The 23,111-nt window shown below is 71.6% G+C and carries 27 protein-coding genes; 12 read left to right on the top strand and 15 right to left on the bottom strand.

Annotated elements, in window-relative coordinates:
• Positions 1-68: 68 nt before the first annotated feature.
• From NP095_RS11125 to NP095_RS11135, 3 genes are all read left to right on the top strand, one after another.
• Positions 69-749, top strand: a complete 681-nt coding sequence (locus tag NP095_RS11125) for a histidine phosphatase family protein (protein ID WP_232418829.1) — start codon at positions 69-71, stop codon at positions 747-749.
• An 87-nt stretch (positions 750-836) separates the two neighbouring features.
• Positions 837-1,391: a DUF3090 domain-containing protein gene (locus tag NP095_RS11130; RefSeq protein WP_232418828.1), complete on the top strand. Its 555-nt coding sequence runs from the start codon at positions 837-839 to the stop codon at positions 1,389-1,391.
• Positions 1,388-2,140: an SCO1664 family protein gene (locus NP095_RS11135; RefSeq protein ID WP_232418827.1), complete on the top strand. Its 753-nt coding sequence runs from the start codon at positions 1,388-1,390 to the stop codon at positions 2,138-2,140. The genes NP095_RS11130 and NP095_RS11135 overlap by 4 nt, the downstream gene beginning before the upstream one ends.
• A 64-nt stretch (positions 2,141-2,204) precedes the next feature.
• Here NP095_RS11135 and NP095_RS11140 read toward each other — a convergent pair whose 3' ends face one another.
• Complete coding sequence (locus NP095_RS11140; protein ID WP_232418826.1) at positions 2,205-2,777, bottom strand: hypothetical protein; 573 nt, start codon at positions 2,775-2,777, stop codon at positions 2,205-2,207.
• A 191-nt stretch (positions 2,778-2,968) separates the two neighbouring features.
• Positions 2,969-4,573, bottom strand: a complete 1,605-nt coding sequence (locus NP095_RS11145) for an AMP-binding protein (RefSeq protein ID WP_232418825.1) — start codon at positions 4,571-4,573, stop codon at positions 2,969-2,971.
• 284 nt (positions 4,574-4,857) lie between these two features.
• Between NP095_RS11145 and NP095_RS11150 the strand changes: the two genes are divergently transcribed.
• On the top strand, positions 4,858-5,544 hold the full coding sequence (locus NP095_RS11150; protein ID WP_232418824.1) for an SDR family NAD(P)-dependent oxidoreductase: 687 nt from the start codon (positions 4,858-4,860) through the stop codon (positions 5,542-5,544).
• Between the two features lie 3 nt (positions 5,545-5,547).
• Here the strand turns inward: NP095_RS11150 and NP095_RS11155 are convergent, their stop codons facing one another.
• Complete coding sequence (locus tag NP095_RS11155; RefSeq protein ID WP_232418823.1) at positions 5,548-6,684, bottom strand: acyl-CoA dehydrogenase family protein; 1,137 nt, start codon at positions 6,682-6,684, stop codon at positions 5,548-5,550.
• Between the two features lie 66 nt (positions 6,685-6,750).
• Here NP095_RS11155 and NP095_RS11160 point away from each other — a divergent pair, with 66 nt between their 5' ends.
• Together NP095_RS11160 and NP095_RS11165 are read left to right on the top strand one after the other, a co-directional pair.
• Complete coding sequence (locus NP095_RS11160) at positions 6,751-7,527, top strand: SDR family NAD(P)-dependent oxidoreductase (RefSeq protein ID WP_232418822.1); 777 nt, start codon at positions 6,751-6,753, stop codon at positions 7,525-7,527.
• A 46-nt stretch (positions 7,528-7,573) separates the two neighbouring features.
• On the top strand, positions 7,574-8,131 hold the full coding sequence (locus NP095_RS11165; RefSeq protein ID WP_232418821.1) for a cysteine hydrolase family protein: 558 nt from the start codon (positions 7,574-7,576) through the stop codon (positions 8,129-8,131).
• 75 nt (positions 8,132-8,206) lie between these two features.
• On the opposite strand, the gene NP095_RS11170 is transcribed toward NP095_RS11165, so the two are convergent.
• The 5 genes from NP095_RS11170 to NP095_RS11190 are packed head-to-tail and all read right to left on the bottom strand — an operon-like array spanning position 8,207 to position 11,107.
• Positions 8,207-8,419 carry a hypothetical protein gene (locus NP095_RS11170; RefSeq protein WP_232418820.1) on the bottom strand — a complete coding sequence of 71 codons (213 nt, stop codon included), beginning with the start codon at positions 8,417-8,419 and terminating at the stop codon, positions 8,207-8,209.
• On the bottom strand, positions 8,397-9,059 hold the full coding sequence (locus tag NP095_RS11175; RefSeq protein WP_232418819.1) for a methyltransferase: 663 nt from the start codon (positions 9,057-9,059) through the stop codon (positions 8,397-8,399). Before NP095_RS11175 ends, NP095_RS11170 begins: the two co-directional genes overlap by 23 nt.
• Complete coding sequence (locus NP095_RS11180; protein ID WP_232418818.1) at positions 9,059-9,919, bottom strand: SDR family oxidoreductase; 861 nt, start codon at positions 9,917-9,919, stop codon at positions 9,059-9,061. Before NP095_RS11180 ends, NP095_RS11175 begins: the two co-directional genes overlap by 1 nt.
• Positions 9,912-10,127, bottom strand: coding sequence for a CDGSH iron-sulfur domain-containing protein (locus tag NP095_RS11185; protein ID WP_232418817.1), 216 nt, complete (start codon positions 10,125-10,127; stop codon positions 9,912-9,914). The genes NP095_RS11180 and NP095_RS11185 overlap by 8 nt, the downstream gene beginning before the upstream one ends.
• Positions 10,124-11,107, bottom strand: a complete 984-nt coding sequence (locus NP095_RS11190; RefSeq protein WP_232418816.1) for an iron-containing redox enzyme family protein — start codon at positions 11,105-11,107, stop codon at positions 10,124-10,126. Before NP095_RS11190 ends, NP095_RS11185 begins: the two co-directional genes overlap by 4 nt.
• A 142-nt stretch (positions 11,108-11,249) precedes the next feature.
• Here NP095_RS11190 and NP095_RS11195 point away from each other — a divergent pair, with 142 nt between their 5' ends.
• The 6 genes from NP095_RS11195 (at position 11,250) to gdhA (ending at position 17,118) form a co-directional block, all read left to right on the top strand.
• Complete coding sequence (locus NP095_RS11195; protein ID WP_232418815.1) at positions 11,250-11,423, top strand: hypothetical protein; 174 nt, start codon at positions 11,250-11,252, stop codon at positions 11,421-11,423.
• Positions 11,424-11,430: 7 nt separating this feature from the next.
• The gene (locus NP095_RS11200; RefSeq protein WP_232418814.1) at positions 11,431-12,933 is read left to right on the top strand and encodes an FAD-dependent oxidoreductase; all 1,503 of its coding nucleotides are present in this window, start codon (positions 11,431-11,433) and stop codon (positions 12,931-12,933) included.
• A gap of 8 nt (positions 12,934-12,941) precedes the next feature.
• Entirely contained in the window at positions 12,942-13,763 is an 822-nt protein-coding gene (locus tag NP095_RS11205; protein ID WP_232418813.1) for a DUF72 domain-containing protein, read from the top strand.
• Positions 13,764-13,874: 111 nt separating this feature from the next.
• Positions 13,875-14,555, top strand: coding sequence for a sigma-70 family RNA polymerase sigma factor (locus tag NP095_RS11210; RefSeq protein WP_232418812.1), 681 nt, complete (start codon positions 13,875-13,877; stop codon positions 14,553-14,555).
• A 145-nt stretch (positions 14,556-14,700) separates the two neighbouring features.
• A complete protein-coding gene (locus NP095_RS11215; protein WP_232418811.1) occupies positions 14,701-15,654 on the top strand; it encodes an NAD(P)H-dependent flavin oxidoreductase in 954 nt (317 codons plus the stop codon).
• 126 nt (positions 15,655-15,780) lie between these two features.
• Entirely contained in the window at positions 15,781-17,118 is a 1,338-nt protein-coding gene (gene gdhA / locus NP095_RS11220) for an NADP-specific glutamate dehydrogenase (RefSeq protein WP_232419085.1), read from the top strand.
• 65 nt (positions 17,119-17,183) lie between these two features.
• On the opposite strand, the gene NP095_RS11225 is transcribed toward gdhA, so the two are convergent.
• The 7 genes from NP095_RS11225 to NP095_RS11255 are packed head-to-tail and all read right to left on the bottom strand — an operon-like array spanning position 17,184 to position 23,103.
• Positions 17,184-17,348 (bottom strand): DUF5302 domain-containing protein, encoded by a 165-nt coding sequence (locus tag NP095_RS11225; protein WP_232418810.1) that lies wholly within the window; start codon positions 17,346-17,348, stop codon positions 17,184-17,186.
• A gap of 10 nt (positions 17,349-17,358) precedes the next feature.
• Positions 17,359-18,051: a hypothetical protein gene (locus NP095_RS11230; protein ID WP_232418809.1), complete on the bottom strand. Its 693-nt coding sequence runs from the start codon at positions 18,049-18,051 to the stop codon at positions 17,359-17,361.
• The gene (locus NP095_RS11235) at positions 18,048-19,046 is read right to left on the bottom strand and encodes an NAD-dependent epimerase/dehydratase family protein (RefSeq protein WP_232418808.1); all 999 of its coding nucleotides are present in this window, start codon (positions 19,044-19,046) and stop codon (positions 18,048-18,050) included. The genes NP095_RS11230 and NP095_RS11235 overlap by 4 nt, the downstream gene beginning before the upstream one ends.
• 28 nt (positions 19,047-19,074) lie before the next feature.
• Positions 19,075-19,902 carry a glycosyltransferase family 2 protein gene (locus NP095_RS11240; RefSeq protein WP_232418807.1) on the bottom strand — a complete coding sequence of 276 codons (828 nt, stop codon included), beginning with the start codon at positions 19,900-19,902 and terminating at the stop codon, positions 19,075-19,077.
• Positions 19,899-20,891: a glycosyltransferase gene (locus tag NP095_RS11245; RefSeq protein ID WP_232418806.1), complete on the bottom strand. Its 993-nt coding sequence runs from the start codon at positions 20,889-20,891 to the stop codon at positions 19,899-19,901. The genes NP095_RS11240 and NP095_RS11245 overlap by 4 nt, the downstream gene beginning before the upstream one ends.
• On the bottom strand, positions 20,888-21,961 hold the full coding sequence (locus NP095_RS11250) for a glycosyltransferase (RefSeq protein WP_232418805.1): 1,074 nt from the start codon (positions 21,959-21,961) through the stop codon (positions 20,888-20,890). Before NP095_RS11250 ends, NP095_RS11245 begins: the two co-directional genes overlap by 4 nt.
• Positions 21,958-23,103, bottom strand: a complete 1,146-nt coding sequence (locus tag NP095_RS11255) for a glycosyltransferase family protein (RefSeq protein ID WP_256766088.1) — start codon at positions 23,101-23,103, stop codon at positions 21,958-21,960. Before NP095_RS11255 ends, NP095_RS11250 begins: the two co-directional genes overlap by 4 nt.
• Between the last annotated feature and the right edge of the window lie 8 nt (positions 23,104-23,111).

The following is a 23,111-nucleotide window of genomic DNA, read 5'->3' on the forward strand; positions in this document are numbered from 1 at the left end:
GCGCGGGTCGTGACGAGCGTGACGCTCGATGCGTCGTTCGTCACACCGCGGCTGGCTAGGGTCGTCGCATGGCTATCGTCCTGCTCGTCCGACACGGACGGTCCACCGCGAACACCTCGGGCACGCTGGCCGGCCGGATGCCGGACGTCCACCTCGATGACACGGGCCGCGACCAGGTCGCCGGCATGGGCCGGCGACTGGCCGACGCGCCCCTGGTCGAGGTCGTCACCAGCCCCCTCGAGCGGTGCCGCGAGACGGCGGCAGCGATCACCGAGCACCACGACCTCGAGGCCGTGGTCGACGAGGCGCTGACCGAGTGCGGCTACGGCCAGTGGCAGGGCCGCGCCCTCAAGGACCTCGCGGACGAGGACCTGTGGAAGACGGTCCAGCAGCACCCCTCCGCAGCCGTTTTCCCCGGGGGCGAGAGCCTCGCGGCGATGCAGGCCCGAGGCGTCGCGGCGATCCGCGGCCACGACGCGCGCATCGGGGCGGCCCACGGTCCGCACGCCGTGTGGGCGGCGGTGTCTCACGGCGACGTCATCAAGGCTGTCCTGGCCGATGCCTTGGGCATGCACCTGGACCTGTTCCAGCGGCTGCACGTCGACCCCGCCTCGGTCTCGATCGTGCACTACGGGACGCGCCGGCCGGACGTCGTGGCGATCAACACCTCGGCCGGTGACCTGGCGTGGCTGAAGGGTCCGGCCCCCGAGGCCGACGCCGCGGTCGGCGGCGGCGCCGGGCGCGCCTGAGCCGATCCTTCCTCGCACGAGGACCGTCCGCACGACTCGGGACCCGCGTGGTCTGCAGCGAGATGCATCCGCTCCTAGCATGGACCCATGGCGCAACGGGTTCATGAATTCGACTGGCCCGACCGGCTCGTGATCGGCACGGTGGGCCGCCCCGGCGAACGCACCTTCTACCTCCAGGCGCGGACCGGCGAGCAGCTCGTCAGCGCCCTCATGGAGAAGGAGCAGTCGGCTGCCCTGGCCGAGAAGCTCGACGAGGTCCTGGACGAGCTGATGGTGCAGGACGGCAATCCCTACAGCGTCCCGGCCGAGGCGCCGCCCGCACTGGACGACCGGGATCCGCTGGACCAGCCGGTCGTGGAGCAGTTCCGGGTGGGCATCCTCTCGCTGGGCTTCGACCCGTCGACCGCCCAGGTCGTGATCGAGGCGTTCCCGCTGGTCGCGGACTCGCCCGAGTCACTGCTCGAGCCCGAGGCCGACGAGCCCGCCGAGGTGCTGCACGTCAGGATCCCCGTGGGAGCGGCACGCTCGTTCTGCAAGCGCACGCGCGAGGTCGTCGAGGCCGGACGCCCGACGTGTCCGCTGTGCTTCGCCCCCATGGATCCGGAGGGTCACGTCTGCGACCTGCCCGACGGCCTGTCGTGACGCTCGAGGGCGACCTCGAGCTCGAGGGCCGGGTCCTCCCCGCGTCCAACGCCACCTTCGTCGGCCGGATCGCCGGCACGCGCGTCATCTACAAGCCGGTCGCCGGGGAGCGTCCCCTGTGGGACTTCCCCGGCGTGATCCTGGCCCACCGCGAGATCGCCGCCCACCTGGTGTCGGAGGCGACGGGGTGGGCCGTCGTCCCGCCGACGTGGTGGGGCGAGGGCCCCCACGGCCCGGGCATGCTGCAGGTCTGGCAGGACGCCGACCCCGACACCGAGGCCGTGACGCTCGTGCCCGCCGCGGAGCGACCCGAGGGCTGGTGCCACGTGCTCGACGGCCTGGACGCCGAGGACCGGCTGGTCTCGCTCGTGCACGAGGACTCCCCGGGCCTGCGCCGCATGGCCGTGTTCGACGTGCTGACCAACAACGCCGACCGCAAGGGCGGACACGTGCTGGCGATGCCCGACGGCCACCGCTACGGCGTCGACCACGGACTGACGTTCCACGTCGAGCCCAAGCTGCGCACCGTGCTGTGGGGCTGGATCGGTCAGCGGCTGACCGAGGACGAGGCCGCCGGCGTGCAGCGGGTCCGTGCCGCCCTCGGCGGCTCGCTCGGGGAGTCCCTGGCGGGGCTGCTGGGCGAGCCCGAGCTCGATGCCCTGGTCCAGCGGTGCGACCGGCTCGCGGCCGAGTCCGTCTTCCCGGCTCCCGCCGGGGACATGCCCGCCGTGCCCTGGCCCCCGTTCTGAGACAGGGCCGGACACGGCGACGGCCGCCCGGGGAGCCCGGGCGGCCGTTCGGTGTGGAGCTGGTTCAGATGGTGGCCAGCTCGGCTTCCTTGGTGCTGGCGTGGCGCAGGCCCAGCAGGGCGAGCACGGCCAGGAGGGCGGCTCCGACGAAGGAGGCGATCGCGGCCAGGCCGGCGATGGTGCCCATGGTGCCGAAGGCGTAGGCGTTCAGCAGCATGCCCCGCAGGGTGTTGCCCATGAAGAGCGACTGGCGCAGCGCGGCGACCTGCTGGCCGGCCTCGGAGGCCTTCTCCTCGTCGCTGAGGGCCATGAACTCGCCGCTGACCTCTTCGTAGGTGCGGTTGCCGCTGGAGGCGTTCATGTGGGCGAGGATGTAGTTGTCGGCGAAGGCCTTGGCCTCGTCGCCGCTGTCCAGCTTGCTGCCGGCGAAGGGCTCGAGGGCCTCGCGGTCCTTGTCGGACAGGCTCTTGAGCGCCTCACCCTCGGGCATCACGATCTTCTGTGAGACCAGCTGCGACTCGACCTGGTCTCCGATGAAGGAGCTGGCCCACGTGGCCAATCCACCGGCGACGACCAGCAGGGCAGCCAGGGCCAGTCCGGTCCACGAGATGAGCTTGTCGAATGCCGAGCGGCGCATGTTCTTTCCTCCTGAGCGATGACTTCGCGGCGTTGCGTTGTCATCACTGACGTTAGTGATCGGTCACCTGCGCCGGATGAGGCGAAGGGACCCAGTTGGCCGGGCCGTTAGTCCCGTCCCACCCGTGACACGCCGACGCCCGGTCCCCACGGGGGACCGGGCGTCGGCGATGGATGCGGCGGGAGACGCGGTCAGGACAGCGTCTCGAACGCCGGCAGGTTGCGCTTCATGACCTTGCCCGTGGGGTTGCGGGGCAGCTCGTCGAGGAACATCACCGCACGCGGCACGGCGAACCGGGCGACGTGGGCCTTGGCGTAGTCGATGACCTCGTCCTTGGTCAGGGTCTCGCCCTCACGCGTCACGACGTAGGCAGCCAGGCTCTGGCCCCACTGCGGGTCGGCGATGCCGGTGACGACGACGTCCTGGACCTTCGGGTGCTCGATGAGGGCGTCCTCCAGCTCGCGCGGGAAGACGTTCTCGCCACCGGAGATGACCATGTCGTCGTCGCGGCCGGCCACGAACAGACGGCCGTTCTCGTCGAAGTAGCCCAGGTCGCCCGAGTGCATGAGGCCGTCGCGGAAGTCCTTGGTGCGGCCGTCGGTGTAGCCGGCGAACATCATCGAGTTGCCCACGTAGATCACGCCGGTCTCGCCGGCGGGCAGCTCGTGGCCGTTCTCGTCGAGCACCTTGACCACCGTGTGCCACGGCACCGTGCCGGCCGTGCCGGGCGCGGCCCGCAGGTCCTGCGGCGTGGCGATCGTGACCCAGCCGGTCTCGGTCGCGCCGTAGAAGTTGTAGACCGAGTCGGTGAACGTGTCCATGAAGTGGGTGGCCAGGTCGCCGGCCAGCGCCGATCCGCTGGACGCCGTGATCTCCAGGCTGGAGACGTCGTTGTTCTTGATGACCTCGGGGTCGGCGTCGACCAGGCGCTGCATCATGAGCGGCACCACGACCAGGACCTTGGCCTTGTACTCGGCGACGTCCCGGATGACCTGCTCGGGCACGAAGCGCCGGCGCAGGACGTAGGTCGGGACGGTCGAGAGCCCGAAGCCGAAGTTCAACAGGCCCCAGGAGTGGAACAGCGGCGCCGCCACGACGACGGTCGAGTTGCCCTCGTAGGGGATCGAGCCGAAGAACGTGAGCAGCGGCTCGAGGTTCTCGGGCTCCTTGCGCTTGGCGCCCTTCGGCAGACCGGTCGTGCCGGACGTGAAGATCACGATGCCGCCCGGCTTCTCGGGCTTGTCGTGGTCCGCGGCGGACTTGCCGGCGGCCAGACCGGTGAGGGTCGGCAGGCCGTGCGTGTCGTCGTCCTCCCACGCCACGACGAGCAGGTCGCGGTCGAGGTCGGTGGCGACCGACAGGAACTCCTGGTCGAGGATGACCATCTTCGCGTTCTCGCGCTTGACCAGCTCGGTCAGCTGGCCGCCACTGGCCATCGTGTTGAGCAGCAGCATCCGGCCGCCCATCTGGCTGATCGCGACCATGGCGACGACCATGTGGCGGTGGTTGCGGCACAGGACGGCGATGGGGTCACCGGGGACGAAGCCCTTGTCCTTGAGTGCCTGCGTCACGCGGTTGATCGCGTTGCTCGTCTCGCGCCAGGTCAGCTGGCCCTTGTCGTCGATGATCGCGAGCTGGTCGGGACGGCGCGCGGCCGCAGCGGCGACGGCGGACGGGAAACCCGGGCCCCATGAGGCGAGCTTGCGTCCGGCCTTCGCCAGCCGTACGGGGTTCTGGGCCTTCAACAGCCCGATCCGCCGCAGCACCTTCAACTTGTATCCGAGGTCGCCCATCATCTCTCCAGATCCTGTGTGTTCCCACGAGTGGTGTGACGTAGGTTACCAGCGGGTCACTTGCCGCCGGGAGTCCCTGGTCCAACATGCGGTGTGGCGCACGCCACACGGGGCCCACCTGTCACCCCTCGGTGTAACCGCCAGTGACACTGCGAGTTCGCAAACTCCCTCGGATTCCGGGGGTTTTCAGATACCCGAGGAATGTCGCGGAAAGACTCGTCCTTCCGGCCCCCGGCGCGCAGGATGGGCCTTGGACGGAATCTCCGTCCGCGACGGGAGTGGTGCACGTGACGAACTCGGTGGCAGTCGTGACCGGCGGCTCCGGCGGTGTGGGACTGGCGATGGCCAAGCTCCTGGCCCGCGACCACCACGTCGTCCTGAGCGACAGCAGCGGCGAACGCCTGCACCGCGCCCTGGACGAGCTGGACTCGAGCGGCGTCTCGGCGGAGTCGATCGTCGCGGACGTCACGGATCGCCGCAGCGTCGAGACGCTCCTACGGGCCGCGCGCGAGGCCGGGCCCATCGCCTCGGTCGTGCACGCCCCCTCCGGGGTGGCCCGACGCGCCTGCCCCGAGTCCATCGTCCGGTCGCGGGTCCTGGGCACGATCCACATCACGGCGGCCACCCTGGCGGTGGCCGGCTTCGGCACCACCCTCATCCACGCGTCGGGGCACGCCGCTCCCCCGGCGCCGCTGACATCGGTGCCGCGCTGGATCTTCCGGCTCGCGCCGACGGACCCCGAGGGCGTCGCGACCGCGTTGACCCGGCTGGCCGATCTGGGACCGGCCCGCTGGGGCCCGGGCACGGCGCACGCGCTCAGCGGGACGTTCGTCGACTGGTACACCGCGCGGATGGCGGAGGTCTACGACGCCTGCGGCGCACGCCTGCGCTCGGTGACGGCCGAGGCCGTTCTCGAGCTGTGCCGCGACGGTCTCGGCCGACCGGCGCCCGTCCTGGGCGAGCCGGCGGCCTGAGCCTCAGCCGCGCTTCTTCAGGTCGCGCCCGATGACCAGGCGCTGGATCTGGTTCGTGCCCTCGAAGATCTGCATCACCTTCGTCTCGCGCATGTACCGCTCGACCGGGAAGTCCTTGGTGTAGCCGGCGCCACCGAGCACCTGGACGGCATCGGTGGTGACCTTCATGGCGTTGTCGGTGGCGACGAGCTTGGCGATCGAGGCCTGCCGCGAGAACGGGCGGCCCAGGTCGCGCAGCCGCGCCGCCGCCAGGTACGTGGCCCGGGCACTCTCGACCGCGGCGGCCATGTCGGCCAGCACGAAGGTGAGGCCCTGGTGGTCGATGATCGGCACGCCGAACGCCTCACGCTCCCTGGCGTAACGGACGGCCGTGTCGAGCGCCCCCTGCGCCACGCCTGTCGCCACCGCGGCGATGCCGAGCCGACCGGAGTCGAGCCCCGCCAGCGCGATCGCGAGCCCCTGGCCCTCGTCGCCCAGCCGGCGCTCGACGGGCACCCGCACGTCGTCGAACAGCATCGTCGCCGTCGTCGAGCTCATCAGGCCCATCTTGTCCTCGGGCACGTCGGCAGTGAGGCCCTCGGCGTCGGCAGGAACGAGGAAGCACGTGATGCCGGCCTCGGCGCGCGCCATGACCTTGTAGTAGTCGGCCTGGCCGCCGTGGGTGGTCCAGGCCTTGGCGCCCCGGATCACGTACTCGTCGCCCTCGCGACGGGCCGTCGTCCGCATCGCACCGGGGTCGGAGCCGGCGTGCGCCTCGGACAGGCAGTAGGCGCCGAGCAGCTCGCCGCCGAGCATGTCGGGCAGCCACCGCTGCTTCTGCTCGGCCGTTCCGGCGTGGTCCAGGCCGAAGCAGCTGAGAGCGTGCACGCTGGTGCCCACACCGACGGCGGCCCACGCCATCGCGATCTCCTCGACGACCTGCAGGTAGACCTCGTAGGGCTGGCCGCCGCCGCCGAGCTCCTCGGAGTACGGCAGGCCCAGCAGGCCCGCCCGGCCGAGGGTTCGGAAGACGTCACGCGGGAACGTCGCGGTGCGCTCGGCCTGGTCGACGCGCGGACGCAGCTGGTCGTCGACGATCTGGCGGGTGAGGGCGATCAGGTCGCTCGCCTCGTCGCTGGGCATCAGACGCTCCACGGCCACGGCTGTCCTCCTGGGGTGTGTCGGCCCCACCAGCATGGACCACCGATCTGATGGTTGGATCGGGGCATGGACATCAGTGGAGCATCAGCCATCGTCACCGGCGGCGCCTCGGGCATCGGCGCCGCAGTCGTCCGCCGCCTCGCCGCGGCGGGAGCCCGTGTCGTCGTCGCCGACCTCAACGACGACGCCGGACGGGCCCTCGCCTCGGAGGTGGGCGGCGTCTTCATCCACGTCGACGTCACGGACACCGAGCAGATCGCCACCGCCGTCGGCGCCGCCGAGGAGCTGGCGCCGCTGCGCGTGCTGGTGAACTCGGCCGGCATCGGCTGGGCGCAGCGCACCGTCGGCCGCGACGGCAGCTTCGAGTCGGCCCACGACCTCGACGCGTACAAGAAGGTCATCGCGATCAACCTGATCGGCACCTTCGACGCCATCCGACTGGCCGCCACCGCGATGAGCCGCACCGAGCCGCTGGAGTCCGGCGAGCGCGGCGCGATCTGCAACCTCGCCTCCGTGGCGGCGTTCGACGGCCAGATCGGCCAGGCCGCCTACTCCTCCTCGAAGGGCGGCGTGGTGGGCATGACGCTGCCCGTCGCCCGCGACCTCGCAGCCGTCGGCGTGCGGGTCAACACGGTCGCCCCCGGCCTCATCGACACGCCCATCTACGGCGAGGGCGAGGCCGCCGAGGAGTTCAAGGCCAAGCTCGGCCAGTCGGTGAACTTCCCGAAGCGTCTCGGGCAGCCCGACGAGCTCGCCAGCATGGTCCTGGAGTGCGTCACGAACTCGTACATGAACGGCGAGACGGTCCGCGTCGACGGCGCCATCCGGATGCCTCCGCGCTGACCCGATCCGGCTCGCCCGGGTGGGAGGCGTTCGGCAAGATGGATCCGTGCGTGCTCTCATCGTGATCGACCTGCAGGAAGACTTCCTCAACCCGCCGCCGCTGCGCGAACAACGCTCCGCGATCGTCCGCTCGGTGCAGGAATGGACCGATTGGGCCCGGCGCAGCGACGTGCCCATCGTCGAGGTCCGGACCGTCCTGCCGCAGGACAAGTCGACGTGGGCGCTCAACATGCGCGAGGACGACCAGCCGGTCGTCCTCGAGCGCACCCAGGGCGCCGAGCTGCTGGCCGAGCTGGACCTGCGACCCGACGTGACGATCCTCAAGCGCCGCGACGACGCCTTCCACGGGACCGACCTGCTGGAGCGACTGCACGAGCTGGACGTCGACGAGCTCGTGATCGCCGGTGTCGTGACCGAGGCCTGCATCGCCATGACGGCCGCGTCGGCCTACGCGAACGACTTCTTGGTGTGGATCGCCGAGGGCGCCGTGACGTCGGCCGACGAGAAGGCCCACCGGGCGGCGCTGCTGTGGCTCAAGGAGCAGTACCGCCAGGAGGTCGTCTCGCCCGAGGAACTCGAGCAGCGCGGCTCCGACTGGATGTGATGACGCCGTGCCGAGGCGCGGCCCCGGACGTCCAGACGCCCCGAGGACCCTGCGGTCCTCGGGGCGTCCCCCCGATCAGTCGTCGGCCTCGTCGGGACCCGGGCCGCCGGTGCCCGGGTCGTCCGTGACGGGCAGGTCGGGCACACCGTCGGCACCCACCCCGGGAACGGTCGAGGCACCACCGTCGGGCTGCTCGCCGCCCGGCTCACCGACCTGCTCGTGCTGGGGGTCGACGGTCAGGTCCTCGGCGTCCGGTGTCTTCTTCTCAAGATTCGGCTTGGCGTCCATCGGCTCTTCCTTCCGTCGTGCGTCGCAGCAGCAGGACCGCTCCGCCGTCGAACCGGCGGTTCTCGGCGATCGTGAGACCGCGCTGCTTCGCGTCCGACTCCAGTTCACGGCCCTGCTCGACATCGCGCAACTGCAACAGCGCGACGCCGTCGCGGACGAGGTGCCGCTCAATGACGTCGAGGCACTGCCGCGCCAGGTCCAGTCCGTCCCCGCCGCCGTCGATCGCCGTGAGCGGGTCCTCCGGGAACCGGGTGACGTCGTCGGACGGCAGGTACGGCGGATCGGCGAGGATCAGCGCGAATCGCTCGTCGACCATGACCGCCTCGGACATGGTGCCGTGGCGGATGTCGCTCGAGATGCCCCACGACCGGGCGTTGCGTGACGCCCAGACGCAGGCGTGCAGGTCGGCGTCGACCTGGACGAGCGTGCGGTCGGTCCCGCTGACCGCGAGCAGCCCGATGTGTCCGGCGCCGGAACAGATCTCGAGCACCGGGCCGGCGGGCACCTCGTCGAGCAGCTCACGGGCCCAGAGGGACTGGCCCTCGGTCCACGGCCGGGGCGTGAGGACTCGCTCGTCGTAGCCGATCCCCCGGCCCCCGAACGTCGCCGATCGCGCCGGCGGCTCCGACACGTCGAGCATCAGAAGACGGGCTTTCCGCCGGTGACGCCCAGCACGGTGGCCGAGACGTAGCCGGCCTCGCGCTCACTGGCCAGGAACACGAACGCCCCGGCCAGCTCGGCCGGCTGCCCGGCACGGCCCAGCGGGGTGTCCGAGCCGAACTGCTCGATCTTCTCCTCGGGCTGGGTGGCGGGCTGCAGCGGCGTCCAGATGGGTCCCGGCGCCACCGCGTTGACGCGGATGCCACGCGGTCCCAGATCGGCGGCCAGGTTCACCGTGAGGTTGTTGATGGCGGCCTTCGTCGAGGCGTAGTCCAACAGGCTCGTCGACGGCTCGTACGCCTGGATCGACGAGTTGTTGATGATGCACGAGCCGCGTCCCAGGTGCGGCAGGGCCGCGCGGACCAGCCACAACAGGGCGAACACGTTCGTCTCGTAGGTGCGCTCGATGCGCTCGTCGCTCATCTGCTCGAGGCCCTCGTCGCGCGCCATCTGGAACCCGGCGTTGTTGACCAGGATGTCGAGTCCGCCGAGGCCGTCATGAGCCTGGGCGACGACGCGGTCGCACGTCGCGCTGTCGCGCAGGTCGGCCTCGATCGGCAGGCTCGTGCGGCCGGCCTCCTCGATCAGACGGGACGTCTCGCGGGCGTCCTCGACCTCCTCGGGCAGGTACGTGAAGGCCACGTCGGCGCCCTCGCGGGCGTACGCGATCGCGACGGCGCGTCCGATGCCGGAGTCGCCTCCGGTGATGAGCGCCTTGCGGCCCTCGAGACGCCCCGAGCCGACGTAGCTCTCCTCACCATGGTCGGGTCGCGGCTCCATCGGCTCGGTCAGACCCGGGGGCTCCTGCTGCTGGGCGGGGAATCCTGCGTCCTCACTCATCTGCGCTTCCTTCCTCGTCGATCTTGGTCTTGAGCGCCTGGTGCGTGGCGTCGCACCACGGCAGCGAGGCCGACTTGCCGCAGCGGCACACGGCGCTGACCGGACGCTCGGTCCGGTGCACCTCACCGTCGGGGGTGCGCACCCCCAGGTCGCCACGGATGAGCAGCGGCCCGTTCGGGCACACCGTCAGGTCCACGCCCCGGCTCATGCCTCGACCCCCCAGCGGCGGAACATCGCCTCGGCGAAGCGGGTCTCCTGGTCCAGGCACGTGAAGACACCGAACGCGACGTCCTCGGCCAGCTTGGGCTCGGCCTCGACCAGCGCCCCGGCGATGAACCGGGCCGCCGTCTGCTCGTGCACGGCATCGGCCTCGACGTGCTCGTCGTAGTAGGCGCTCATCTGCTCGGGGAAGCCCAGCCGGCGCAGGCCCCGGGCCATGCGGCGCGAGGGACCCGAGCTGGAGGCCTCGAAGGCGACCAGGTGGCCCACCGACGCACCGCGGAGCCGGCGCTGCAGGCCGAACATGGTCAGGACGACGTTCATCTCGAGGACCTCGACCGGGACGTCGTCGATCGCCGCGTTCTCGCGGGTGTCGAGGCCGCAGGCGCGCATGCCCTCGGCGAACAGCCCGGCGTGGAGACGCTCGGGACGGCCGGCGCCGTACTCGTCGTACTGCAGCTCGGCCAGCGCGGCCCGCGAGGGGCCGGGCAGCCTCGGGATCGTCCAGGCGGTCGGGTCGGCCTCCTTGAGGTGGTAGATCGATCGGTACCAGAGCAGCTCGCGGACCTGATCGGCCGTGGCGTCGCGCTGGACGTAGGCGGCCAACGAGGGACCGTCGTCCTCACGGACGAAGTCCAACAGCACGTCGGGATCGGCCGAGGCCGGCAGCCGGCCCTCGGCGCGCTCGCGCAGACGGGCCTCGAGCTCGCGCTCGATCCGCATCCGCACCTCGATCAGCTCGGGCGTCCACTCCGCGTCCTGCAGGTCGGGGAACCCCCGGTGGTGCAGCTCATGGGCGATCCAGACCGTCAGCAGGGAGTCCTCGACACTCGAGGCCTCGACCCGGGGGACGCGATCCCAGGGCATCGCCCCGGACAACGCAGCGACGGTCGCGGCGCTCAGATCACCGCGCGGTCGCGGCAGACTGGGCACGGCGGTCCCGGCTCCCACCAGAACGGCAGTTCGCATCCATGGTCCTCTCCTCAGGGCGGCATCCAGGGGTGTACCCCGGCGGGCCCGCATCATGCGGCCCTTGCGCCATGTTCTCCCGATGCATGAGGCGGCGCGAGTTGGGTACGCCGTGGGTGTCCGACACCACAGGAGGATCACCATGAGCACGCCGCACCCCGAATCCCCGGCCGAGGGCCCCGATCCCGACGACCCGTCGACCCAGCCCGACCAGCCCATCTCCCCCGACGAGCCCACCGCTCCGGGCGCCGAGGGCCAGCCCCAGGGCGTCCCCAACATCCCGGACAACCCGACCGATCCCGTCTTCCCGAGCTGAGGTGCCGATGACCGACGACAACCGCCCCGTCTGGCAAGTCCCCGCCGACGTAGGACCGAGCGATGAGCTGCCCGAAGCCTGCGAGGACCTCGTCATCGGGGCGGGGGTCGTCGGCCTGACGACTGCCCTGCTGCTCGCTCGGGCCGGCCGCCGCGTCTGCGTGGTCGAGGCCCGCTACGTCGGCGCCGGATCGACCGGGCACAGCAGCGCGAAGATCAGCCTGCTGCAGGGCACGCGACTGTCGAGCCTGATGAAGGACCACGATCGCGAGACCGTCCGCTCCTACGTCGAGTCGAACCGCGCCGGCTACGACTGGCTCACGAGCTTCGCCGACGAGCACGGCGTGCGGATCGATCGCCGGCCCGCTGTGACGTTCGCGGCGAACCCCATGCAGGTGTCGTCCGCTCGGTCCGAGTACGTCGCCGCCAAGGCGATGGGGCTGCCCGTCGAGTGGACCGAGGACGACCTCGACCTGCCCTTCCCGACGCACGGAGCGGTCGTCCTGCCCCATCAGGCGCAGGTCGACCCCGGCTCCCTGCTGCAGGCCCTCGCCGAGCAGTTCCGCGAGAACGGCGGCGTCCTCGTCGAGGGGGCGCGGGTCGAGCACGTGAGCAAGGTCGGCCATCCCCGGGCCACGCTGACCGACGGCCGGGCGATCACCGCCGAGTCGATCGTGGTGGCGACCGGCGCCCCCATCCTCGACCGCAGCCTGGCGTTCAGCGACCTCGAGCCCCAGCGCTCCTACGTCGTCGCCTACGAGATGGGCAACCCGCCCCGCGTCATGGCGCTGTCGGCCGGGAGCCCGTCGGTGTCCATCCGCGACGCCTTCACCGACGACGGCCGGTCCGTCCTGCTGGTCGGCGGTTTCGGCCACGGCGTCGGCCGCACCTCCTCCGAGCGCGAGCACGTCGAAGCGATCCGCACCTGGGCCACCGAGCACTTCGCCGGCGTCCAGGAGACGGCCGTCTGGTCGGCCCAGGACTACACCACCGGCAACGGCCTGCCGCGCTACGGCCGGATGCCCCGCGGCGGCGGCAGGATCTGGTTCGCGACGGGCTTCGCCAAGTGGGGCTTCACCAACGGCACGGCGGCCGCCATCGCCATCTGCGAGGACATCCTCGGCTCGCCCGTCCCGTGGATGCGCGACGTCGCCGAGCACTCGTCGCCGCTGGTCTCGGTGCGAGGCCGCGCGCTCATCAACGCCGGCGTCGCCCGCGAGACGGCCACCGGCCTGGCGCGCGCCGTCACGACCGGACACCGGGCACTCGAGCCGGGCCAGGGCGCGGTGCACCGCGAGGGGGCGCACATCGTGGCGGAGTCCCGCACGGAGTCCGGCGTCTGCCGCGTGTCGGGCCTGTGCACCCACTTGGGTGGCGTCCTGCGCTGGAACGACGTCGAGCAGTCGTGGGACTGCCCGCTGCACGGATCGCGCTTCTCGGCCGAGGGCGAGGTGCTGAACGGTCCCGCCACCCGGTCGTTGGCCCGCCTCGACGACGAGCCGAACGGCTGAGGACGCAGGTGGCCGACGCCCGCTACCTGATCGGCGTGAGCGGCTGGAGCTACGCGTCCTGGCGCGGCGACTTCTACCCGAAGGGACTCGTCCAGCGGCGCGAGCTCGAGCACGTGGCCAGTCGCCTGACCGCCGTCGAGGTCAACGGCACCTTCTACTCCCTGCAGCGGCCGACCACCTTCGCGCGGTGGGCCGAGCAGACGCCGCCGGGGTTCTCCTTCGCCCTCAAGGGGAGCCGCTACGTCACGCACCTGCTGAAGCTGGTGAACGTCGAGACCGCGCTGGCCAACTTCTTCGCCTCCGGTGTGCTGGAGCTGGGTGAGCGGCTCGGCCCGATCGTGTGGCAGCTGCCGGCCACGTCGGCCTACGACCCCGACGTGCTCGGCCGGTTCCTCGCCCTCCTGCCGCGCACCATGGCCGAGGCGGCCCGGCTGGCCGAGCGGCACGACGACCGACTGGGCCCGGACCGCGCCGTCACGCAGACCCGGGTCGACGGCCCGATCCGGCACGCCCTCGAGGTGCGACACCCCTCGTTCACCTCACCCGATTACGCCGCCGTGCTGCGCGACCTCGGCGTCGCCGGCGTGTGGACCGACGCGCCGAAGCCCTGGCCGGTGCTCGACCTGCCGTCCTCGTCGATCGCCTACGCGCGCCTGCACGGACACACGCGGCTGTACGCCAGTCGCTACTCGGACCGGTCCCTGGACGAGTGGGCCGCGTGGTGCCGACGCCGGCACGACGAGGGACTCGACGTCCACGTGTACTTCGACAACGACTCCGAGGGGCATGCGCCGCACGACGCGGAGCGACTTCTGCAGCGACTGCGGTGAGAGCGCTGGGGCCGGGCATTCGCTCCTGTTGCCGACCTCTCGACCCCGTGTGAAAGTGGAAATCGGTTGAGCCCCCCAGCCACTCGGTACCTCCAGCGATGCGGAGTATCCATGACTGCGCTGTACGACCACCCCCCTCTCTCGGCTCCTGACGACCTCGTGCTGGACCATCTCAGCCTGGCGACCGCCTTGGCTCGCCGTTTCTCGGGACGCGGAGTCGATCCCGAGGATCTCGAGCAGGTCGCGCGACTGGCCCTGGTCAAGGCCGCCCGACGTTACGACCCCGATCAGGGGCCCTTTCCGCCGTTCGCCACCGCCACCATCCAGGGCGAGCTGAAGCGACACTTCCGGGACCGTGCGTGGATGGTGCGTCCGCCGCGCCGCGTGCAGGAGGTCCAGGCGCTCATCGTGAGCGAGCAGCTCCCCGAGATCACGTCCGCCAACCTCGAGCAGATGGCCGCTCGGATCGGTGTCGTGCCCGAGGAGCTCCGGGCCGCGGTCGTGGCGCGTGGGTGCTTCCAGCCCGACTCGGTCGACGACCTCAGCCACGGCCGTCGCGAGTTCGCCCACACCGACGACAACCTCGACTTCCTCGTGGAGTGGATGTCCGTCGCCGGGCCGTTGCGCGAGCTGGCCCGCGAGGAGCGTCAGCTCCTGCACTGGAGGTTCGTCGAAGGGCTCACCCAGCAGGCGATCGCCGATCGCCTCGGGATCAGCCAGATGCAGGTGTCGCGCCGGCTCTCGAAGGTGCTGTCCACCGTGCGTCACCATCCGGACCTCGCCGCGGCCTGACCGCAGCGCATCGCTTCATCCGTCGGTGCCCTCTCCCCCACCAGGGAGGGGGCGTCGTCGTGTTTGCGGGCTTGTCGCCACCGCCGCACCGTTCTACTATGCAACGAGTTGCATTAAGTTCCCATCGCGCCCTCGGAGGTCGACCATGTCCCTGCCCGCCGTCCTGCAGAACCGCCTGTCGATCCCGGTGGTGGCCTCACCGATGTTCATCGCCTCGGGGCCGGACCTGGTGATCGCGCAGTGCAAGGCCGGCATCGTCGGCTCCTTCCCCGCGCTGAACGCCCGGCCGGCGTCGCTGCTGGGCGAGTGGCTCGACCGGATCGAGGGCGAACTGGCGGGCACCGACGCCGCGCCGTTCGCGGTGAACCAGATCGTGCACCGGTCGAACGCCCGGCTCGAGGAGGACATGGCCACGATCGTCGAGCACCGCGTGCCGATCGTCATCACCTCGCTGGGAGCACGTCCGGAGATCAACGACGCGGTCCACTCCTACGGCGGCATCGTCCTGCACGACATCATCAACGACCGGTTCGCCCGCAAGGCGATCGAGAAGGGCGCCGACGGCCTGATCGCCGTGGCGGCCGGCGCCGGCGGACATGCGGGCACGCTGTCCCCCTTCGCCCTGATCCAGGAGATCCGCCAGTGGTTCGACGGCCCCCTGCTGCTGTCGGGCTCCATCGCGCACGGCCGCTCGGTGCTGGCCGCGCAGGCCGCCGGTGCGGACCTGGCCTACGTCGGCTCGGCGTTCCTGGCGACGGACGAGGCGAACGTCGTCGACGCCTACAAGCAGATGATCGTCGAGAGCTCCGCCGACGACATCGTCTACTCCAGCCTCTTCACCGGCGTGCACGGCAACTACCTGCGCGGCAGCATCGAGGCCGCCGGGCTCGATCCCCTCAACCTCCCGCAGGGCGACCCCACGACGATGAACTTCGGCTCGGGCGGCACGAACGACAGCAAGGCCTGGAAGGACATCTGGGGTGCCGGCCAGGGCCTGGGCGTGATCGACGCGACCGTCCCCGCCGCCGATCTGGTGGCCCGGCTGCGTCGCGAGTACGAGGAGGCGCGGCGGGAGCTGCTGGCCGCCGTCCCGGTCTGAACCCCGGCCGCCGCCCGGGGCGGGAGTCCTCGTCTCGGGGCGGTAAGGCAGGCTTGATCTGCAAGGACGAAATCCGAGCGTGACAATGGGACGTACCGAAGCAGACAGGAATGAAGCCTGGTGAGTTTGCACGAGAAGCTCGGCAAGGTCTACGACGAAGTGCTCCACCGGAACCCCGGCGAGACCGAGTTCCACCAAGCCGTCCACGAGGTCCTCGAGAGCCTCGGGCCGGTGGTGACGAAGCACCCCGCCTACACCGACGCCGCGATCATCCGGCGCCTGTGTGAGCCGGAGCGTCAGATCATCTTCCGGGTCCCGTGGGTCGACGACCAGGGTCACGTGCAGATCAGTCGCGGATTCCGGGTGGAGTTCAACTCCGCCCTCGGCCCGTACAAGGGCGGACTGCGGTTCCACCCGAGCGTCTACCTGGGCATCGTCAAGTTCCTCGGGTTCGAGCAGATCTTCAAGAACTCCCTGACCGGCATGCCGATCGGCGGCGGCAAGGGCGGCTCGGACTTCGATCCCAAGGGGCGCTCCGACGGCGAGATCATGCGCTTCTGCCAGGCCTTCATGACCGAGTTGTACCGCCACATCGGCGAGAACACCGACGTCCCCGCCGGCGACATCGGCGTGGGCGGTCGCGAGATCGGCTTCCTGTTCGGCCAGTACAAGCGGATCACCAACCGCTACGAGTCCGGCGTCCTGACCGGCAAGGGCATCACGTGGGGCGGTTCGCTCGTGCGCACCGAGGCGACCGGCTACGGCACGGTCTTCTTCGCCGGCGAGATCCTGCGCACCCGCGGCGACTCGTTCGACGGCAAGCGCGTCGTCGTCTCGGGCTCGGGCAACGTCGCGACGTACGCGATCGAGAAGCTGCAGCAGCTCGGCGCGACCGTCGTGGCGTGCTCGGACTCCAGCGGCTACGTCGTGGACGAGAAGGGCATCGACCTGGATCTGCTGAAGGAGATCAAGGAGGTCCGCCGCGCTCGGATCAGCGAGTACGCCGACGCGCGCGACGGCGCCCGCTTCGTGAACGACTCGTCGATCTGGAACGTGCCGTGCGACATCGCGTTGCCCTGCGCCACCCAGAACGAGCTCGACGAGGCCGACGCCAAGACGCTGGCCCGCCACGGCTGCACGATCGTCGCCGAGGGCGCGAACATGCCCTGCACCCCCGAGGCGATCCGCCTGTTCGCCGACGCGGGCATCGTGTTCGCGCCGGGCAAGGCGGCCAACGCGGGCGGCGTCGCCACGAGCGCGCTGGAGATGCAGCAGAACGCCTCGCGCGACCGCTGGTCGTTCGAGTACACCGAGGACCGGCTGGCCGAGACGATGCGTGGCATCCACCACCGCTGCCTCGAGACCGCCGACGAGTACGCGGCCCCGGGCAACTACGTCGCGGGCGCCAACATCGCCGGGTTCACCCAGGTGGCCGACGCGATGCTCGCCCTCGGCGTCATCTGACGTCTCACCGAGACAGCGACGCCCCGGATCCTCGCGGATCCGGGGCGTTCGTCGTACTCCGGGAATCAGACCGACTTGCGGCGGAACTCCGGCTGGTCGATCGGCTTGCTGGAGCCGTGCGACTTCTCACTGCCGTCGTGCTCGGCCCCTTCGGCCGTGGCGTGGTGGCGCTCCTTCTTCTTGTCGAGCGCCTCGCGGAACTTGGCCTTCACATCTTCTGCGTCAGTCACTGCGGCCTCCTCAGGTTGTCTCCAACGTAGCCCCAGCACCGGCCGGCACGGAAGCGGTGTCCCCTCGGCTCGACCGGGCGACCCGGTAGGCCGGGGCGCGGACCCGACTGACCCACGCGTAGTTCCGCAGTCCGGGCAGCGGCCGGCGGATCGGGTCGTACGACGGCTCCTCGTCGGTCTCGTGCAACAGCCGCAGGTGCGCGAAGCCGATCCACTCGCCCGTCCCCTCGGCACGCAGCAGCACGTACTCCTCGGGCTGCGTCTGCACGGCCGCGAGCAGGATCGGTCCGGCCGGACCGCGGTACGGCACCAGGGTCGAGGTCAGGTGCCGGCTGGACGGTCGGACGGGACGCAGCAGGAAGCGGCTGAGTCGGCCCGCGCCCGTGCTGCCCAGCAGCAGGTCGGCCCCCTGCTGATCGGGCAGCCGGATCGCCACACCCTGCAGGTCCGGCCACCCGTGCGGCAGGCCGATCGCCGCGGACACGCGCACGAGGGCGGGATCGCGGCCCGGCTCGTCCAACCACGGCACGCCCGTCGGCAGGAGGGTTCCGACGCGGACGACCTCGGCCTGCCACACCGATCCGCGCGGGTGCAGCGGCTTCGGCGCGGACCGCAGGGCCGAGCCGAGTCGCGTCGCTGCGGCGAGCACGTGGCCGGTTCCCGTGGCCACGGCCCCGGTCGCGGACTCCATGAAGCCGTTCACGGGTGCAGCGGTGGCATCGTGCTGCCGGCGCGCTGCGGCATGCCTTCCAACAGGGCGTTGACCGCGTCGCGGCCGGAGTGACGGGGCGTCCAGCCCAGCTCGGTCCGGGCACGGCCGGTCGACATCAGGGGGACGTGCATCAGGGCGTTGAACAGGCTGCCGGGGACCGGCACGGCGTGCAGCCGCCACGCCGCGTCGAGCCCTCGCTGGACCAGTCCCGGTGGAACCTCGACGGTCTTCGCGCCCATGAGGTCGCCGATCTCGTCCCGGCGCAGCACGCCCTCCCCCGCCAGGTTGAACGCGCCCGACACGGGACGCTCGACGGCGGCCGCGATGGCTCGCGCCACGTCCCCCGCGTGGACGGCCTGCAGCCGCAGTCCCGAGGGGACGGGGACGATCGGGATGCGGCGGCGGTCGAGCAGCGCGGGCCGGGCCAGCGCTCCGCCGAAGATCCGGCGCTGCTCGCTGGCTGCGGAGCGCTGGAACGCGAAGGCGGGCCGCAGCCGCACGACCCGGGTGTCCGGGTGCGAGGCCTCGAACCCGTCGAGCGTGCGCTCGACGTAGGCCTTCTCGCGGCAGTACGTCGCCTCGGACGCCCCGTCGGTCAGCCAGGTCTCGTCGACCGGGGTGTCGTGGTCGACCGGTGAGTACGCCGCCACGGACGACGCGCACACCACCGCCGGCACGCCCACCTCGGCGACCGCGTCGAGCACCCGGCGGGTGCCCACCGCGTTGGTCCGCCACGTGACGTCCTGCCGGTGCGTGGGCTGGAACTTCCACGCCAGGTGCACCACGGCGTCGACTCCCGTGAAGATCGTGGTGAGGTCGTCGCGCGACACGTCCGCGGGGTGCCAGCGCACCGAGGCGGCGCCCGCGTTCTCGACCTCGGGGCGGCGCCGCGCGAGCGCGATCACCTCGTGCTCCCCGTCCGCCGACAACTCGCGCAGGGCTGCCGATCCCAAGTTCCCGGACGCGCCGGTGATGACGACCTTCATGCGGTGGACGTACCCGTCCGGTCCGTCCTCACACGCCGCGGGACCGGACCCAGTCGTCCCCGTCGCGCTCGACGAGTCCGCGCTCCGCAAACGCGTCCAGCCAACCCTGCATCGGCCACCACCCCCAGTGGCGACGGAAGATGGCGCCGTTGCGCAGGATGTCGTCGAGGTGGCGCACCGGCGGGCTCTCGACCGCGTGGTGCTGGTGGAAGGCACGGGCCGCTCCGGTCCAGCCGAGCTCGACGCCGGCGGTGACGGCACGCCGGCCGAAGTCGGTGTCCTCGCCGCCGTAGCCGACGTACTCCTCGCAGAACCCGCCGATGCGCGTCCACGTGTCGCGGTGGACCGCGAACGACAGCGACCAGAAGAGGTCGGGGTCGCCGCCGTGCACCCGTTCCCCGGGGTCGGGGGCCGGCCTCGCCGGGTGCGGGTCATCCCACGCCTCGAGGTCGTCGAGGCGGTAGCCACCCGCCGGAGCCGGCGGCAGGTAGGTGACGGGCCCGCACCACAGACGGCCCGGCTCCGTCGTGACGGCGTCGGCGTAGTCGGCGACGAGCCACGGCGAGGCGAGGCAGTCGACGTCCAGGAAGACGAGCACGTCCGCTCCCCGGTCGATCGCCGCCTGCGCCCCGAGGTTCCGCGCCGCCGCGAGCGGCAGGCCGTCCGGATGGGCCTCGATCGGCAGGACGCGCGGCGTGGGCACCTCCGCAGGCGCCCAGCCGTGCAGCTCGGGGTCACCCATCGCGACGACGATCCGGTCGTCGGGGCACCGCGAGCCCGTTGCCAGCGAGCCGTGCTGGGCGACCAGGTGCTCATGACGGCCGCGGACCACGGTGATGACGGCGACAGAGGTCATCGGACCGCGGCCTCCTGCGTGACCCGAGCAACGACGTCCGCGAAGCGCTCGGCTGCTCGCCCGTCGCACCAGCCGGCCCACTCCCGGCCGTCCAGTCCGGCCGCCCGGTCGAGCCGCTCGGCCCAGTCCGTCGACGGGAACTCCCGCTCGACCACGGCGGGCCACCGGCCCGAAGACAGCACGCCGGCCGTGGTGCCCTGCTCGTCATGGGGGCGGGCGGAGGGGATCACGACGGCCGGGCGCCGGGCGGCGGCGACCTCGGCGATCGCGTTCTGGCCGGCATGGGTCAGGACGACGTCGGCGTCACGGATCGACGGGAACGGGTCGGCGAGCCACGGGCCGTCGGATCCACCGAGGATCTCCCACTGCCAGCCCGGCGTCTGCCGGCGCGCCTCGTCCAGCTGCGCCGGGGTGGGGCCTCCCCCACCGCGACCATGAAGCACGACCACCCGCCGGGTCGACGCCGACCGCTGCGGCATCTCCCCGGCGGCGGGGAACCGCGAGAGCGCCCCCAGGGGCCGCAGCCGATCGCCGACGCCGATGGCCATGCCCTCGGCACTCGGCGGCCAGAACGAGATCAGCTCGGTCGACGCGGCATACCCCAGCTGGTGGGCCCGATCGGACCGGTCACCGGGAAGCACGACCGAGATCACGGGCACGCCGTGCAGGCGTGCCAGCAGGGCGATCTCGACCGAGACGTCGCTGACCAGCAGGTCCGGCGCCGCCCGATCGATCCACGACGCCACGGCGGCCATGCGGCTGCGCAGTCCGGGCTCGCCGAACGGGGCCCAGTGCAGGTAGCCCGCGGCCGTGTCACCGGCCGCCTCTGCGGTGAGATCGTCACGCTCGAGCTCGACCCAGTCACCGGTCCACGACGCGGGCCGCGGCAGGGACGACAGACCCGTGACGGGAAGGTCGAGCGCCGCGGCCAGCGCGGTGGCACGGTGCACATGACCGCTTCCGACGTGATGGACGTAGTAACCGATCATGCCGCTGCTCGCGGGGCCAACTGGTCGTACAGCCGCTCGTAGCCGTCGACCATGACCGAGATCGAGCACCGCTCGACCGCGACGCGACGCACGTGCGACCGGTCGAGGCCGGCGGCGTGCGCCATCACCCGCGCGAGGTCGGTGACGTCGTTCGGCCGCGCCAGGGCGCCGACGGTCTCGTCGACGATCTCGGGCAGGGCGCCGCGGGAGAACGCGGCGACGGGCGTGCCGCAGGCCAGTGCCTCGGCGGCGACGAGGCCGTACGGCTCGTCCCACGTCGGGGTGACGACGGCGACCCGGGCGGCGGCCACCTGCAGGCGCAGGTGGTCGTGGTCGAGGTGCCCCAGGTACGTGACGTCGTCACCGAGTCGCGGGGCGATCTCGGCATCGAAGTAGGCGCGGTCGAGGCTCGGACCCGCCAGGACGAGCGGCATCCCGGCGAGCCGAGCCGCGTCGATCGCCAGGTGCGGTCCCTTCTCGGGGACGAGGCGGCCCGACCAGATGGCCGGCCCCCCGCCCGGGCCCTGCTGCCACCGGTCGACGTCGACACCGTTGAGGATCGTCGTGCTCGTGACGGCATGCGCCCAGGCCAGCGCCGTGAACCGGCTGACCGAGACGAACGCGCTGTTCGCCGACGCATAGTGCAGCGCCGACTCCAGCCAGGGCACGGGCGGCGTGTGCAGTGTCGTGACCATGGGCACGGCGAGCGTCGAGGCCATCGCGACGGGCAGGTGGTGCAGGCTGTTGTTGTGGACGACGTCGAACCGCTGACGTCCCGACGCGGCGAGCTCCAGCATCAGGCCCAGGTACGCGTGGTGCTCGGCCATCCAGGTCTCCGGCGTGACCGAGACGTCGGGCCGGCCGACGAAGCCGGGCGCGAACGCCTGGACGGGCAGGTGCCGCGTGCCCAGGGTCGGGTCGGAGCCGGGCGCCGCGAAGAGCGTGACCTCGTGCCCCCGCGAGGTCAGCTCGTGGGCCAGGGCGTGGGTGTGGGACTCCAGCCCGCCGGCGAACGGCTCACGGATCGGGAAGCGGCTGGAGGCGATCAGGCAGATCCTCAGGCCGCTCATGTCAGCAGCTCGCGGTACAGCCTGTCGTGGGCCCGAGCCACTTCGATCCGTTGGTCACGTCGCTCGTCCACCGACGCACCGTGATCCGGCCGCGTCCCGTACGCGAGGCGAACGGCCTCGGCCAGCGAATCGGCGTCGAACTGCGTCTCATCGAACCCATAGGACAGCACGGGCCCCTGGTCGGCGTAGTGGCCGCACGTCGGCGCGAGCACCGTCGTCCCCAGGTCGCGGCAGGCCTCGAGCCAGCCCGAGTGGGTGCCGAACCGATACGGCAGGACCGCCAGGTCCAGGCTGGCCAGGTAGTCCCAGAGCTCGGGGTCGGGCAGGAAGTCGTGGACCCGCAGGTCGATGCGTCCGTCGGCGCCGGCCTGCTCCAGCCACTGCGCGATGACCGGCTCGCGCCGGGCGCCGTCGGGATCGAGCACGTCGTGGTGCCCGTTCACCTGCAGCACCGCGCCGGGCAGGTCGCGGATCGTCTCGTCGAGGACGCGCAGCACCGGCAGCGGGTCCATGCTCTGACGCAGGCTCTTGATGTGGACGCCGACGCGGAACTCGCTCGACGTCGACAGCGCGCGCTCACGGCGCAGCCGCGCCATCGTGTCGAGCTCGACGACGTGCGGATGGGGCAGCACGAGCGCCTCGCGCCCCCACCGGCGGGCGATCTCGGCGGCGGCACCGTCGGTCAGGGTGATGACCGCGTCGGCCGCCGTCATCAGGACGCCGAGCTGCTCGTCGTGCAGCTCGCGCGTGGGGTGGTGCGGATTGCGCAGGTCGTGGGCCGTCAGGACGAGCGGCTTGCCCCGCTCGCGCAGGACGCCGACGAGTCGGGACAGGTCCTCGGGCGAGCAGGCGTCGAAGCCGAACTGCACGTGGAACACGTCGAAGTCGGCGGTCGCCGCCCACTCCGGTCGCAGCATGACGGGCGGCCACCACTTCGTGGTGGCGCTGCGCGACGGGTGGTCGGGATCGGGATCGGGCAGGTGCACGAACGGACTCGGCCCCGACGGGGGCCGCAGGTGACGCACGTAGACGTGCGTCGAGGGGACGGAGGCGACCCGCACGGTCGCACCACCCGCCGGGGGGACCGAGCCGGGCCACGGACGATCGTCCGTGGCCCGACTCTCGAGGGCTGACCTCGTCACGAAGCCTC

Origin of the sequence: Aeromicrobium duanguangcaii (assembly GCF_024508295.1) — a bacterium.
Classification (GTDB): domain Bacteria; phylum Actinomycetota; class Actinomycetes; order Propionibacteriales; family Nocardioidaceae; genus Aeromicrobium; species Aeromicrobium duanguangcaii.